The 14,409-nt window shown below is 60.0% G+C and carries 16 protein-coding genes; 9 read left to right on the top strand and 7 right to left on the bottom strand.

Annotated features, from left to right (window positions below):
• Positions 1-271: 271 nt before the first annotated feature.
• The 3 genes from carB (at position 272) to AC6JBC_RS08315 (ending at position 4,831) form a co-directional block, all read left to right on the top strand.
• Positions 272-3,607 (top strand): carbamoyl-phosphate synthase large subunit, encoded by a 3,336-nt coding sequence (carB, locus tag AC6JBC_RS08325; protein ID WP_498023789.1) that lies wholly within the window; start codon positions 272-274, stop codon positions 3,605-3,607.
• A gap of 80 nt (positions 3,608-3,687) precedes the next feature.
• Positions 3,688-4,164: a transcription elongation factor GreA gene (gene greA, locus AC6JBC_RS08320; RefSeq protein WP_449472156.1), complete on the top strand. Its 477-nt coding sequence runs from the start codon at positions 3,688-3,690 to the stop codon at positions 4,162-4,164.
• Between the two features lie 25 nt (positions 4,165-4,189).
• Positions 4,190-4,831, top strand: a complete 642-nt coding sequence (locus AC6JBC_RS08315) for a rhomboid family intramembrane serine protease (RefSeq protein ID WP_498023788.1) — start codon at positions 4,190-4,192, stop codon at positions 4,829-4,831.
• Positions 4,832-4,835: 4 nt separating this feature from the next.
• On the opposite strand, the gene AC6JBC_RS08310 is transcribed toward AC6JBC_RS08315, so the two are convergent.
• From AC6JBC_RS08310 to AC6JBC_RS08290, 5 genes are all read right to left on the bottom strand, one after another.
• The gene (locus AC6JBC_RS08310; RefSeq protein ID WP_449472159.1) at positions 4,836-5,057 is read right to left on the bottom strand and encodes a DUF4170 domain-containing protein; all 222 of its coding nucleotides are present in this window, start codon (positions 5,055-5,057) and stop codon (positions 4,836-4,838) included.
• 102 nt (positions 5,058-5,159) lie between these two features.
• On the bottom strand, positions 5,160-5,747 hold the full coding sequence (locus tag AC6JBC_RS08305; protein WP_464788879.1) for a hypothetical protein: 588 nt from the start codon (positions 5,745-5,747) through the stop codon (positions 5,160-5,162).
• Positions 5,740-6,063, bottom strand: coding sequence for a hypothetical protein (locus tag AC6JBC_RS08300; RefSeq protein ID WP_498023787.1), 324 nt, complete (start codon positions 6,061-6,063; stop codon positions 5,740-5,742). Before AC6JBC_RS08300 ends, AC6JBC_RS08305 begins: the two co-directional genes overlap by 8 nt.
• Entirely contained in the window at positions 6,060-6,437 is a 378-nt protein-coding gene (locus tag AC6JBC_RS08295) for a phage holin family protein (RefSeq protein ID WP_464788877.1), read from the bottom strand. Before AC6JBC_RS08295 ends, AC6JBC_RS08300 begins: the two co-directional genes overlap by 4 nt.
• Positions 6,438-6,490: 53 nt before the next feature.
• Positions 6,491-7,105 (bottom strand): hypothetical protein, encoded by a 615-nt coding sequence (locus AC6JBC_RS08290; protein ID WP_498023786.1) that lies wholly within the window; start codon positions 7,103-7,105, stop codon positions 6,491-6,493.
• A gap of 210 nt (positions 7,106-7,315) precedes the next feature.
• Here AC6JBC_RS08290 and eno point away from each other — a divergent pair, with 210 nt between their 5' ends.
• The 4 genes from eno (at position 7,316) to AC6JBC_RS08270 (ending at position 11,540) form a co-directional block, all read left to right on the top strand.
• Positions 7,316-8,590, top strand: a complete 1,275-nt coding sequence (gene eno / locus AC6JBC_RS08285) for a phosphopyruvate hydratase (protein WP_498023785.1) — start codon at positions 7,316-7,318, stop codon at positions 8,588-8,590.
• Between the two features lie 75 nt (positions 8,591-8,665).
• Positions 8,666-8,977, top strand: coding sequence for an FtsB family cell division protein (locus AC6JBC_RS08280; RefSeq protein WP_498023784.1), 312 nt, complete (start codon positions 8,666-8,668; stop codon positions 8,975-8,977).
• Positions 8,978-9,087: 110 nt separating this feature from the next.
• Positions 9,088-10,161: a pyruvate dehydrogenase (acetyl-transferring) E1 component subunit alpha gene (gene pdhA, locus AC6JBC_RS08275; protein ID WP_460987975.1), complete on the top strand. Its 1,074-nt coding sequence runs from the start codon at positions 9,088-9,090 to the stop codon at positions 10,159-10,161.
• Positions 10,161-11,540 carry a pyruvate dehydrogenase complex E1 component subunit beta gene (locus AC6JBC_RS08270; protein WP_498023783.1) on the top strand — a complete coding sequence of 460 codons (1,380 nt, stop codon included), beginning with the start codon at positions 10,161-10,163 and terminating at the stop codon, positions 11,538-11,540. The genes pdhA and AC6JBC_RS08270 overlap by 1 nt, the downstream gene beginning before the upstream one ends.
• A 99-nt stretch (positions 11,541-11,639) precedes the next feature.
• Here AC6JBC_RS08270 and AC6JBC_RS08265 read toward each other — a convergent pair whose 3' ends face one another.
• Positions 11,640-11,786 carry a hypothetical protein gene (locus tag AC6JBC_RS08265; RefSeq protein WP_460987977.1) on the bottom strand — a complete coding sequence of 49 codons (147 nt, stop codon included), beginning with the start codon at positions 11,784-11,786 and terminating at the stop codon, positions 11,640-11,642.
• A gap of 123 nt (positions 11,787-11,909) precedes the next feature.
• Here AC6JBC_RS08265 and AC6JBC_RS08260 point away from each other — a divergent pair, with 123 nt between their 5' ends.
• A complete protein-coding gene (locus AC6JBC_RS08260; RefSeq protein ID WP_498023782.1) occupies positions 11,910-12,554 on the top strand; it encodes a hypothetical protein in 645 nt (214 codons plus the stop codon).
• 11 nt (positions 12,555-12,565) lie between these two features.
• Positions 12,566-13,030, top strand: coding sequence for an EF-hand domain-containing protein (locus tag AC6JBC_RS08255; RefSeq protein WP_498023781.1), 465 nt, complete (start codon positions 12,566-12,568; stop codon positions 13,028-13,030).
• Between the two features lie 12 nt (positions 13,031-13,042).
• On the opposite strand, the gene trmFO is transcribed toward AC6JBC_RS08255, so the two are convergent.
• Positions 13,043-14,395, bottom strand: a complete 1,353-nt coding sequence (gene trmFO, locus AC6JBC_RS08250; protein WP_498023780.1) for a methylenetetrahydrofolate--tRNA-(uracil(54)-C(5))-methyltransferase (FADH(2)-oxidizing) TrmFO — start codon at positions 14,393-14,395, stop codon at positions 13,043-13,045.
• Between the last annotated feature and the right edge of the window lie 14 nt (positions 14,396-14,409).

The following is a 14,409-nucleotide window of genomic DNA, read 5'->3' as shown; positions in this document are numbered from 1 at the left end:
TGGGATGTCTCGCGGCTTGTCAGCCCTCTTCAGAACGTATTGTTGAGATTGCTGAGCAGTGCGGAAGCAAAAATCTACGCTTCACAAGCAGTCACTGGTCAGCCGCCATTCGTTTGCGAGAATACCATGAGACAGGGGTTTATTTCGGCGCTGAGCCGCCCGGACATGGAAAAGTTGTTGCGCGGCAGTCGCGTATTCACGGTTGCCTGATACCTCGGGCGAAAGCCGAAGGTATTGAAATCGATTATCCTATCACGGTGATTATAAACTAATGCCTAAACGCACCGACATCTCCTCCATCCTCATCATCGGCGCTGGCCCGATCATCATCGGCCAGGCTTGCGAGTTCGACTATTCGGGCACGCAGGCGGTGAAGGCGCTCAAGGAAGAGGGCTATCGCATCATCCTGGTGAATTCCAACCCGGCCACCATCATGACCGACCCGGAATTTGCCGACGCGACTTATGTCGAACCGATCACGCCCGAAATCGTGGCGAAGATCATCGAGAAGGAACGCCCCGACGCGGTGCTGCCGACCATGGGCGGCCAGACAGCGCTCAACACCGCGCTCGCCCTATTCAACGACGGCACGCTGGAGAAATATGGCGTCCAGATGATCGGCGCCGACGCCGAGGCCATCGACAAGGCGGAGGATCGGATCAAGTTCCGCGACGCCATGGACAAGATCGGGCTGGAATCGGCCCGCTCGCGCATCGCCCACACGATGGAAGAGGCGTTGGAGGCTCTGGAGTTCACCGGCCTTCCTTCGATCATCCGCCCCAGCTTCACCATGGGCGGCACTGGCGGCGGCATCGCCTATAATCGCGAAGAGTTCGTCAATATCGTGCGCGGCGGTCTCGACGCGTCCCCCACCACCGAAGTCCTGATCGAGGAATCGCTCCTCGGCTGGAAAGAATATGAGATGGAGGTCGTGCGCGATCGCAACGACAACGCCATCATCATCTGCTCGATCGAAAATGTCGATCCGATGGGCGTCCATACCGGCGATTCCATCACCGTCGCCCCCGCGCTGACGCTGACCGACAAGGAATATCAGATCATGCGCAACGCGAGCATCGCGGTGCTGCGTGAAATCGGCGTGGAAACAGGCGGTTCTAACGTGCAGTTCGCGGTCAATCCGAAGGACGGCCGCCTGATCGTGATCGAAATGAACCCGCGCGTCTCGCGCTCCTCGGCGTTGGCGTCGAAGGCGACCGGCTTCCCGATCGCCAAGGTCGCGGCAAAGCTCGCCGTCGGCTACACGCTCGATGAGATCGAGAATGACATCACCGGCGCGACCCCGGCCTCGTTCGAACCGACCATCGACTATGTCGTGACCAAGATCCCGCGCTTCGCCTTTGAAAAGTTCAAGGGCAGCGAGCCACTGCTCGGCACCGCCATGAAGTCGGTGGGCGAGGTGATGGCGATCGGCCGCAACATCCATGAATCGATGCAGAAGGCGCTGCGTGGCCTGGAAACCGGCCTCTGCGGCTTCGATGAGGTAGCGCATCTGGTGGGCGCGCCCAAGGACGACATCGTCGCCGCGCTTGCTTCACCGACGCCTGACCGTCTGCTCGTCGCCGCGCAAGCCCTGCGCGAAGGGCTGACCGTCGCCGAAATCCACAACATCGCCAAGTTCGATCCTTGGTTCCTGGAGCGGATCAAGGAAATCATCGACGCGGAAGCGCAAGTGCTGGCGAACGGCCTGCCGCAGGATGCGGACGGCATGCGCCGCCTGAAGAGCATGGGCTTTTCCGACCAGCGCCTCGCCCATCTGGCGCTCAAGTCCGCCAATCTGCGCGGCATGGAACGCGGCATCGCACGCGGTTCGGGCCTGATCCACGAAGCGGTCAAGGCCATGACCGGCGGCGTCACCGAAGCGGAAGTGCGCACCCTGCGCCACAAGCTCGGCGTGCGTCCGGTCTTCAAGCGCATCGACACCTGCGCCGCCGAGTTCGAGGCGAAGACGCCCTATATGTATTCCACCTACGAAGCGCCACTCTTCGGCGAGGCAGAGAATGAGGCGCAGCCCAGCGACCGTAAGAAGGTCGTGATCCTTGGCGGCGGACCCAACCGGATCGGGCAGGGGATCGAGTTCGACTATTGCTGCGTCCACGCCTGCTTCGCGCTTTCGGATGCGGGCTATGAGACGATCATGGTCAACTGCAACCCGGAAACCGTATCGACCGACTATGACACGTCCGACCGCCTCTATTTCGAGCCGCTGACTGCCGAGGACGTTCTGGAAATCCTGAGCGTTGAAATGTCGAACGGCACGCTGGCCGGGGTCATTGTCCAGTTCGGCGGCCAGACGCCGCTGAAGCTCGCCCAGCCGCTTGAGGACGCGGGTATCCCCATCCTCGGCACCTCGCCCGACGCGATCGACCTTGCCGAAGACCGCGAGCGTTTCGCCGCGCTCATCGACAAGCTCAAGCTCAAGCAGCCCGCCAACGGCATCGCCCGCAGCCGTGAGGAGGCGATCGCCGTCGCCAACCGCATCGGCTATCCGGTCCTGATGCGTCCGTCCTACGTCCTTGGCGGCCGTGCCATGGAAATCGTGGACGGCCAGGCCCAACTTGAAGAATATATCGCCACCGCCGTTCAGGTGTCGGGCGACTCTCCCGTGCTGATCGACCAATATCTGCGCGACGCCATTGAGGTCGATGTAGACGCGCTCTGCGACGGCGACGATGTAGTGGTCGCAGGCGTGCTCCAGCACATCGAAGAAGCGGGCGTCCATTCGGGCGATTCCGCCTGTTCCTTGCCGCCTTACAGCCTTTCCGACGACATTATCGCGGAAATTGAGCGTCAAACCGACATTCTCGCACGCGCTTTGTCCGTCCGCGGCCTCATGAACATCCAGTTCGCGGTAAAGGACAGCATTGTTTACCTGATTGAGGTAAACCCCCGCGCCAGCCGCACCGTCCCCTTCGTCGCCAAGGCAATCGGCACCCCCATCGCCAAGATCGCCAGCCGGGTCATGGCCGGAGAGATGCTTCGCGACCTCCCAAAAATCGACCGCAATTCTATAACTCATATTGCAGTTAAGGAAGCCGTCTTCCCCTTCGCCCGCTTCCCCGGCGTCGATCCGGTCCTTTCCCCGGAAATGAAAAGCACCGGCGAAGTCATGGGCATCGACAGCAATTTCGCCACCGCCTTCGCCAAGGCTCAGCTTGGCGCGGGCACTGTCCTGCCAAAAAACGGCACCGCCTTCGTATCGGTCAAAGACAGCGACAAGCCGGTGGTCCTGCCTGCGGTACAGAAGCTGGCAGGATTGGGCTTCACCATCGTCGCAACCGGCGGCACGGCCCGCTATCTGGAAGAGCAGGGCATCGCCGTTCAGCCGGTGAACAAGGTCGCCGAAGGCCGTCCCCACATCGTCGACAAGATCACCGATGGCGACATCGACCTGATCTTCAACACGACCGAAGGCTGGCAGTCCCTGAAGGACAGCAAGGCGATCCGCACCAGCGCGCTGCGCGCCAAGGTCGCCAGCTTCACCACGGCGGCCGCATCGGTGGCCGCTGCCGATGCGATCGAGGCTTTGCGGGGCCATGCCCTTGAAGTGCGATCGCTCCAGTCCTATTATCCCCTGTCGCAAGCCTGATCCCCTGCACAAGGAAGCACGCTGCGGGTGGCTCCGAGTTGGAGCCGCCAAAGGGAAGTTTTGACGAAGGATTTGCAATAATGGCGACCGTCGAAAAGATGCCGATGCTGCAAATGGGCTATGACAAGCTCAATACGCAGCTCCGCGAATTGAAGGCCGAACGGCCTTTGATCGTGGACGCCATCGAGGAAGCTCGTGCCCACGGCGACTTATCCGAAAACGCGGAATATCACGCGGCTAAGGAACGGCAGGGGCAGGTTGAGGCCACCATCGCCGATCTCGAGGACAAGTTGTCGCGCGCCCAGATCATCGACCCAAAATCACTGTCGGGTGACAAGGTCGTGTTCGGTGCGACCGTTACCTTGCTGGATGAGGATGAAAAGCCGGTTCGTTACCAGATCGTGGGGCAGGCGGAAGCCGACGCGAAGCTTGGCATGATCAGCTACAACAGCCCGCTGGGACGCGCCCTTATCAGCCGTCAGGTCGGGGAGGAAATTGAGGTGTCGGTTCCGGCAGGCGACAAATTCTACCTGATCGACAAGATCGAATTCATCTAAGCCGGTGAAACTGCCATCGGGCCGTATGACAAATGGGATCGCGGTGATCACTTTCGCCGCCTTCCTAATATTGTCTCTGACTGGCCAGGTGGACACCGCGGCTATCCTGGGTGGCTTTATTCCGGCCAGGATTGACGATCCTCAGCTTTTTGCAGGCGTAGTTGCTGTACCTGTGTGGCTGACGCCACTCAGTTGCACGCTGATCCATGCGGGCTGGCTGCACATTGGTTTTAACCTGCTGATGCTGGTCTTTTGCGGGCGGCAGGTAGAGCAGGTGCTGCAAATGCGTGCGGTCCTGATCCTTTATATCGCCGGTGCCTATGGCGCGGCTTTATTGCAATGGGCGGCAGGACCCGCTTCGCCTAGCCCCATGGTTGGCGCGAGCGGCGCCATATCGGCCGTTCTTGCGACCTATGCTCTACTCTATGGCCAGCGGGCGGTACGACGGATCGGCCCATTTTCCGCCAATTTTCTGCGCGTAATCTGGCTGGCCGCTGGCTGGATCATCCTTCAACTCATGATCGGGGTCGCGTCGTCGCGTGGCGGCTTTGGCGATCTTGGTCAAATCGCCATAGCCGCTCACATCGGGGGCTTCCTTGTAGGCTTGCTGCTGACCCGTCCCTTGCTGCTCTGGCGATTTCGCAAAGGACCCCGGCCAATCGTGTGATGGTTCAGGCTGGTGGCAAATCCGGTTCCAGCAGGCGATGCAGGTGCACGATCACATAACGCATTTCGGCGTCATCAACGGTTCGCTGTGCAGCCCCTCGCCATGCATTCTCAGCGGATGCATAGTCAGGAAAGACGCCGACCACATCAATTGAGTTCAAATCTTCAAATTCGAGCGTCTGAGGATCCTTGACACGTCCGCCCATAACGAGGTGGAGTTTGCTCATAATGTAATCTGTCTCCCTTGGAAGGAGTGGTCACCTTAGCAACGGCTCCACTCCTGTCCAAGGCTTCGTCACGAAAGCTACAGCTTTCGAACGTTCCGGCGGTCAGCGTTTCGGCAACCGGGCCTTGAGCGCCTCGCTGACAGCGTCGATTTTGGTGGTGACGAGCGACACAAGGTCATCAGCCATGCGTGAGGCGGTTCCCGTGATATCGGCAGAAGCGGCGGCATCGCGAGCGGAAGCAGCGGTCTTGGTCGCGCTATCCTGCGCATTGTGCAGGGCGTCAGTTGCTCCGGCCTTGATATTCTCCGCGCCCTGGGCGGCGGCCGCGCTTGCTGCCATGGCCGCTTCCACGACACGGCTCCCCGCAGTCATGGCAATAGCGGGAAGAGCCTTCATCGCCCTGCGGCTCTTGGGAAACAGCCAGGCAACGACGGCTCCAGCAGCCACTGCGCCAGCGACGGCGGCGACAGGATGCTCCTGAACGATCTCATTGGCCCGAGCCGCAACCCGCTGAGTGCGATCGCGCACGTCGCTATAGGCGTCACCGGCCCGTTCACGGCCGGTCTGGATCAGCTCAGCGGCATTTTCCCGGGCCTTTTCGGTAGAATCCCGGAATTTGCCTGTGGCAGTTCCGGCAATGTCATTCGCTGCGTCGCGCACGCGAGTGATCTGGGCATGAATATCAGCCATGGTCAGTCTCCGCTCTGTCCGGGTTACGGTTAGTAATCCGAACGTATGTCCGTTTGAAAAGTGCCGAAATTGGATTGCGGAAAAGATAGATCAGCAGAGCCGCCGCTGTCGCTCCAACAGCAACCGGCTGCTCTTGAACCTTGGTCGATACATAGGTGCGACCATTGGTGATCCCTCTTGCCGCCTTCTCCTTGAGGTCCTGCTTCAGCCGTCCCGGCGCTATGCGAGCCTTCGCCGCAGACAGACTTGAGAGGAAACGCGCCTTCCTCTGCTCGGCATCAATCGCGGCTTGCTGATATTTTTCGGTTTGACTCATGCCTTGATCGCCCTCCGCATACGCGAGATCCTGGCCTTTGCGAGTAACAGCAATATGGCGGCAACCAGCAACGCCGCGCCAAACACCGCCAGCGCCGACCAGCCTGCTCCCAGATGGGGGCTAAGCGCCATTACGAGCCCCACCAGAAATGCGATCAGACCCGCGAAGCTGAGCATGAAGCCAACAGTTGCGAAAATCGCAGCATCTCGAACGCCCGCACCGGCTATGCCGACGCGCAGCTTCTGCCGCTCAATCTCGGCATCGGCATAGGCCCGACCGTCCGTATATAGCTTGGCGAACGTCGCGCGGACGCCGTCCTCCTGCTCATGCCCGGCCTCGGGGGGCTCTGCGATCAGACTAGGTTCGTCGGTCAAAAACCCCTCCGCCCCAGCGTCGGGGCTTTTGCGTGATTGATGGTACGTCGGGTTCAAGCCTTGTCGTCTGAACCCTTGGCCAACCGCATCAGGACGAAACCGACAACCGCTGCCGCGCCGATTGCCACAGCAGGGCTTTTGCGCACGAAATCGCGCGCTTCGGTCATCAGTTGATCGACGTCCTTGCTGTCCAACGTGTCGGCGGCTCCGGCTACCGCTTCGGCCGCCTGCCGTGCATAGTCTCCATATTGCGGACCCAGCTTCGCATCGACAGTTCCGGCCGTGTCCGTAATCAGCTTGGCAAGGCTCTGCATCGCGGTGCCGGTCTTGTCCTTGGCAACGACCGCTGCGGACATGGCGGTCTTCGTTGCCTGATCCTTCAGCGGATCGATATGCGTCTTCCAATCGACGGTGTTAAACTTATCAGCTGCCGTCCGGGCGGCCTTTTCCGCCTGTGCCTTCAACGGTGCGATCTGTGCTGCCCAGCCATGTGACGCGGCACCGTTGCCTGGCTTAGCGGTCGGTGCGGGCCGCGTCGCCGCCGTCTTGACCGGAGCGGGCGCGGTGGGTGTCGCTTCGCGGGTCTCAATGGGCTTTCCCTTGGTGGGCTTCGCCGGTGTAGCCTTCTTGGCGCGCTTGACGGGCGGGGTTTCCGGGGTGTCGGCCATCGTCCTATGTCTCCTCAGATTTTGTGGGGTCGCGATGCGGGCGAATGGATATCCGTCCTCAATGCTCGCGGCGGGCCACAGTTCCGTTGCCGTTACTAATTTGAGCATCGGCATTTTTCGAGTCCATGCAAGCCCTGCATTGCTAATCCTGAAGGCGCTGTCTAAGCGGGGCGCGATTTCAAGGCGCATTGCAGCATTCAGGGAGCGACCATGACCGCCATTCTCGATATCCACGCTCGTCAGATCCTCGATAGCCGGGGCAATCCCACTGTCGAAGTCGATGTCATGCTGGAAGATGGCAGCTTTGGTCGCGCGGCGGTTCCCTCCGGCGCTTCGACTGGCGCCTATGAGGCGGTCGAAAAGCGGGACGGCGACAAGAGCAAATATCTCGGCAAGGGCGTGCTGGCAGCGGTGGCGGCCGTCAATGATGAGATTGCCGAACAACTGATCGGCCTTGATGCGGAAGACCAGGCAGAGGTCGATGCGACGATGATCGCGCTCGACGGTACGGAAAATAAAGGGCGTCTGGGCGCGAACGCCATTCTGGGTGTCAGCTTGGCCACAGCGAAGGCCGCTGCCGATGCTCGGGGCCTACCGCTCTATCGTTATGTCGGCGGCGTCTCGGCTCATGTCCTCCCGGTGCCGATGATGAACATCATCAACGGCGGCGAACATGCCGATAATCCGATCGACTTCCAGGAATTTATGATTATGCCCGTCGGCGCTGAAAGCATCGCCGATGCGGTTCGCATTGGTGCGGAAATCTTCCACACGCTCAAGAAGGGGCTTCATGACAAGGGGCTCGCCACGTCGGTCGGTGACGAAGGCGGCTTTGCACCCAACATCGCCTCCACGCGTGACGCGCTCGACTTCATCATGCTGTCCGTGGAAAAGGCAGGGTACAAGCCCGGCGATGACGTGGTGTTGGCGCTGGACTGCGCCGCAACGGAGTTCTTCAAGAACGGCAAATATGAAATCTCCGGCGAGGGTTTGTCGCTGAACCCGGTCGAAATGGCCGATTATCTGGCTGCGCTCTGTGCCGACTATCCGATTAAGTCGATCGAAGACGGCATGAGCGAGGATGATTTCGAAGGCTGGAAGGCGCTGACCGACAAGATCGGCGGCAAGGTGCAGCTGGTTGGCGACGATTTGTTCGTTACCAATTCCAAGCGTCTGGAGATGGGGATTGGCAAGGGTCTTGCCAACTCGCTGCTGGTGAAGGTGAACCAGATCGGTTCGTTGACCGAGACGCTGGCGGCAGTCGATATGGCTCACCGCGCGCGCTACACTGCTGTCATGTCGCACCGCTCCGGCGAAACCGAGGACGCAACTATCGCTGACCTCGCGGTGGCTACCAATTGCGGTCAGATCAAGACAGGATCGCTGGCGCGGTCGGATCGGCTTGCCAAATATAATCAGTTGATCCGCATCGAAGAGGAACTGGGTGACGTCGCAGTCTACGCCGGCCGTTCCATCTTCCGCTAAATTCATTTCAACAACCGGCCGCAAGTTAACCAGTTTTTGCTTGCGGCCGGCTCCGGCCTGTGATTCAACTGTTCCATGGCGCACATCGCGAAGCTCCGCATGTTGTTATTTTCGGCGTTCGGGCCTGCTAGTGCGGTTCTGCTGTTGCTGTTCTTTGCCGGATATGTCGTGCTTGGTTCGAACGGGGTTCTTGCGTGGGGGGATTATACTCGCCAGCTACACCGTTCGCAGGCCGAACTTAAGTCGGTTGAAGCGCAACGGAATGAGCTTCGCAACCGCGTAGACCTGCTCAACCCGCGCCGCGTCGATCCCGACTTGAGCGACGAATTGATCCGTCGGCAACTCGGTGTGATCCACCACGACGAAGTAATCGTGCCGCTCAACTGAGCCACAACGTCGCATGGCGTTATTAGGCGGGCTGTGGCGTTGCAATCCGGGCTGGTCTGCCGCTATATCGGGCTTCCTTCCATCCATCACCAGGCAAAAGGATAAGAGCCTTGGCGAAACCAACGACGCCGCGTCCTTCGCGTGCAAAGGCAAAGGCACAAAGCCCTGCCAGCGCGGATCACAACCGGCCTCGCCCCGAAACTCCTTCGGATTACAAGGCCACGAAGGAAGAGTTGCTGGAATTCTATCGGCAGATGGTCCTCATCCGCCGCTTCGAGGAAAAGGCGGGCCAGCTTTACGGCCTCGGCCTGATCGGCGGCTTTTGTCACCTTTACATAGGCCAGGAAGCTGTAGCCGTCGGCATCCAATCCGCGCTCAAGCCTGGCAAAGACAGCGTTATCACCGGCTATCGCGACCACGGCCACATGCTCGCCTACGGGATTGATCCCAATGTCATCATGGCTGAACTGACGGGCCGTGAAGCTGGCATTTCGCGTGGCAAGGGCGGTTCGATGCACATGTTCAGCGTCGAGCATAAATTTTTCGGCGGACATGGCATTGTGGGCGCTCAGGTGTCGCTGGGTGCGGGCCTGGGTTTCGCGCATAAATATAATGGTGACGGCGGTGTTTGCGTCGCCTATTTCGGCGACGGGGCTGCCAACCAGGGGCAGGTCTACGAGAGCTTCAACATGGCCGAGCTGTGGAAGCTGCCGATCATCTTCGTGATTGAGAATAACCAGTACGCCATGGGCACGAGCGTCAATCGCTCCTCGGCGGAAGATCAGCTTTATCGTCGCGGCGAAAGCTTCCGCATTCCCGGCATCCAGGTCAACGGTATGGATGTGCTCGCTGTGCGCGGTGCCACGGAAGAAGCTCTCAAATGGGTGCAGGGGGGTAACGGCCCGATCCTGCTGGAAATGAAGACCTATCGCTATCGCGGCCACTCCATGTCCGACCCCGCCAAATATCGCTCGCGCGAGGAAGTGCAGGCGATGCGGGACAAATCTGACCCGATCGAGGGCGCAAAGAAATATCTGACCGACGCCGGTGTGAGTGAAGACGAACTCAAGAAGATCGATCAGGACATTCGCAAGGTCGTGAGCGATGCGGCGGACTTCGCCGAAACCTCGCCCGAACCGGACATGTCCGAACTCTATACCGACGTGCTGGTGGAGCAATATTAATGGGTATCGAAATCAAGATGCCGGCGCTCTCTCCCACGATGGAGGAAGGCACGCTGGCCAAGTGGCTTGTGAAGGAAGGCGACGAAGTCCGTTCTGGCGACATTCTTGCCGAAATCGAAACGGACAAGGCGACCATGGAATTTGAAGCGGTCGATGAAGGAAAGATCGGCGCGATCGTCATTCCTGAAGGCACCGAAGGGGTGAAGGTGGGCACTGTCATCGCCACGATGGCGGGCGAGGGCGGTGAAATCGCTGCTCCCAAGGCTGATGCGAGTGCGCCCCCGGCAAAGTCCGCAGCTGCTCCCGAAGCACCCAAGAAGGCGGAGAGCGGTACAGCCAAACTCGCGTCGGAAGCGAAGGCCAGTGTTGCTGACCCCGCTCTTCCCGAAGGCACCGAATATGTGAAGACGACCGTCCGCGAAGCACTCCGCGACGCCATGGCCGAAGAAATGCGCGCCGATGAGCGCGTTTTCGTGATGGGCGAAGAAGTCGCCGAATATCAGGGCGCCTATAAGGTCACGCAGGGCCTTCTCGAAGAATTTGGCGACCGACGGGTTATCGATACCCCGATCACCGAATATGGTTTTGCAGGCATTGGTGCTGGCGCAGCGATGGGCGGTCTGCGTCCCGTGGTCGAGTTCATGACGTTCAACTTCGCCATGCAGGCGATCGACCACATCATCAACTCGGCGGCCAAGACCAATTATATGTCGGGCGGCCAGATGCGCTGTCCGATCGTGTTCCGTGGCCCCAATGGCGCCGCGAGCCGTGTAGGCGCCCAGCATAGCCAGAATTATGGTCCCTGGTATGCGGCTGTCCCTGGGCTGATCGTCATCGCTCCCTATGACGCTGCCGACGCCAAGGGCTTGTTGAAAGCAGCGATCCGGTCAGAAGATCCGGTAGTCTTCCTTGAAAATGAGCTTGTCTACGGCCGCAGCTTCGATGTGCCCAAGGTCGACGATTATGTTCTGCCGATCGGCAAGGCCCGCATCATGCGCGCTGGCAAGGACGTGACGTTGGTCAGCTACTCGATCGGCGTGGGCGTCGCGCTGGAAGCTGCCGAACAACTGGCGGCAGAAGGTGTCGATGCCGAAGTCATCGACCTGCGCACCCTACGTCCGCTCGATACGGCAACGGTGCTGGAAAGCCTGAAAAAGACCAACCGCATCGTCGTGGTCGAGGAAGGCTGGCCTGTCTGCTCCATCGCCTCCGAAATTGCGGCGGTCGTGATGGAACAGGGCTTCGACGACCTGGACGCCCCGGTACTACGCGTGACGAACGAAGACGTGCCGCTGCCCTACGCGGCGAACCTTGAAAAGGCCGCGCTCATCGACGCGGCTCGGGTGGTCGCTGCGGTTAAGAAGGTATGTTATCGATGAAGGGCGAGAGGAGCGGCGTCGAGCCGCTCCTCTCCTTTCTCCAGAAAATCGATCCCTTACGAATATTGATTAGGCCGATAGTCAGTCGCACATGATTGCCTAGATGCTCCCGGCTGAGATCAGCAGCACGCCGGTGATCGCTGCAAACGGTATCGTTGCAGCAGCCACAATCGGCAGCGCGTTACCTGCCTGGTTGTGATAAAGCCGCATTAAAATGAACAGCGCTCGCTTGATCCTGTCCCTCATATTATCTCCCACCCGTGCTCATCGGCCCACCCAACCGGGTTACGTGCTGCTTGAAATGATGAAGTTTCAATATCCGAGAACTGATTAAAATGCCGATAAACTCTAGCGGCCGGTATATGCTTCATGAATGACCAGGCGGAAGATCGGCCCTCGATATTAGCGACGTTACTTAGCTCCTATGCGGGGCGCGACATTTCGCGCCACCGCTTGCTGTGGACGTTGGACACACGTCTTGGTCGTGTCGTGGCCACCACGACAGAACCGATGATCGGTCAGCTACGGCTCGCATGGTGGCAGGAAGCGTTGACCGATGCAGTGGGCGTGAAGGGCAGGGGTGATCCGCTGGTCGATGCGTTGCGCGCGGCTGGCGAAGCTCCACCGACGGGCCTGACAGCATGGCTTGATGGCTGGGAAGCGCTCATCGCCGACGATGACCTGGATGCTTATGCGATCGGAAGAGGGGGAGGGTTGTTCCAATCGCTCGCGGGTGAAGCAGAAGTCCCGGATTGGCTGATCCAGGCAGGGGCCGCATGGGCGCTTTGGGATTTTTCAGGTCATGTCAGCAGCCGTGATCTCGCCGGCAAGGCGATTGATCTTGCCCGGCACAAGCTTTTTTCATGCGATCCGGTCTGGCCCGAATCATGGCGGCCAATGCGGATTGCCTATGGCCTGGCGCAAGAGGACATCAGACGGGCTAAGGCTGCTCCTAACCGGTTGACTCCCGGCCTATATCTTCGGCTATTGCGCGTCGCGCTCAGTGCGCGTTGAGGGGGAATTTCGTGGGACGTATCATGGCTGGCGCGGGGGCTGCGCTGCTTCTTGTGGCGGCGGGGCTTTTCTGGTGGCAAGGGCGCGCGGCCAGCAGCGCGGTGCCTGAGGCCATTGTTGGTCCACCGCCGCCGCCTGCAATAGAAGCATTGCCAGAGGGAAATCCCGACGCCGTTGGCAAAGCACCTCCCTCACCCGGGGAGGCTAGTCCGCAAAGCCGCGAGCAAAAGCGCTTCGGCCGCTATGACCGGAACCGTGACGGCTTTATCACGCGGGTCGAGATGCTGGGCAGCCGGGTCAAGGCGTTCAAGGCGCTCGACAAGGACAAGGACAACCTCCTTTCCTTTGAGGAATGGGCGGTCGCCACATCGGATCGGTTTGCCGATGCGGATGCTAATGCGGACGGCAAGCTGACCCCTGCTGAATTTGCAACGACCGCGCCCAAGCGAACGGCGAAACCGAAATGCCGTTGCTGAGCTAGAGGGCGATCAGCTCATTTCAAACTGACTAAACCACTGCGACAAGGAAGCGCGGGCGCGAGCAGTATAAGCCTCCTTGCGCTGTTTCTTCTTCACATCGTCCAGGGTCGGAAAAAGCCCGAAATTCACGTTCATCGGCTGATAGTCCGCCGTCGCGATATTGCCCGTGATGTGACCCAGCAATGCGCCAAGGGCCGTATCGCCAGGCGGCGGGGGCATGTGCTGGTCAAGCAGTTCGGCGGCGGCAAAACGCCCGGCCAGCAGGCCAATGGCTGCACTTTCGACATATCCTTCGCACCCGGTCATCTGGCCTGCGAAGCGGATGTGCGGCGCGTTTTTCAGGCGCAGGGTCCCGTCCAGCAGTTTGGGGCTCTGGATGAAGGTATTGCGGTGTAGCCCACCCAGCCTCGCAAACTCGGCCTTCTCTAGTCCGGGAATAGTACGGAACAGGTCGACCTGCGCACCATGCTTGAGCTTTGTCTGGAACCCAACCATGTTCCACAGCGTGCCCGACGCATTGTCCTGCCTTAGTTGGACGACGGCATAGGGCCAGCGGCCGGTGCGCGGATCATCGAGTCCCATTGGCTTCATCGGGCCGTGCCGCAACGTTTCGGGGCCTCGGGACGCCATCACCTCAATTGGCATGCAGCCTTCGAAATAAGGCGTGTTCGTTTCCCACTCCTTGAACTCAGTTTTTTCGCCGTCGAGCAGCCCCTGCACAAATGCCTGATATTGGTCCTTCGTCATCGGGCAGTTGATATAATCCTTGCCCTCGCCACCGCCGGGGCCGATTTTGTCCCAGCGATTGGCCATCCAGCATTTGTCCATATCGATGCTGTCGAAGTGCACAACGGGCGCGATCGCGTCGAAAAAGGCTAAGTGATCCATGCCCGCCGCAGCGCCGATACTCTCCGCGAGCGCTGGTGCGGTCAGCGGGCCGGTGGCGACGATGGTCATCCCTTCGCGCGGCAACTGATCGATGCGCTCCCGCACGATCTCAACATTGGGATGATCGGACAGGGCGCGGGTGACGCCATCGGAAAACAGGTTTCGGTCCACGGCCAGGGCCGATCCGGCGGGGACCTTGGCGGGTTCGGCCTGCGCCATGATGAGCGAGTCCAGCCGCCGCATTTCCTGATGCAGCAGGCCAACGGCATTTTTGTCCGCATCGTCCGACCGGAAACTATTTGAGCAGACCAGTTCGGCAAGGCCGTCAGTCTGATGCGCCGGGGTCATGTCGCCACCACCCCGCATTTCCGACAGACGCACCTTCACACCAGCCTGCGCCAGTTGCCAGGCGGCTTCCGACCCCGCCAGCCCGCCACCGATAATATGCACCTGATGTTCTGTCGTTTCGCCCATTTGTCTGTCCATGC

Source organism: Sphingobium sp. RC1 (assembly GCF_059738765.1).
Note: the sequence above shows the minus strand (reverse complement) of the source record. Positions and strands in the feature narration are given on the sequence as shown.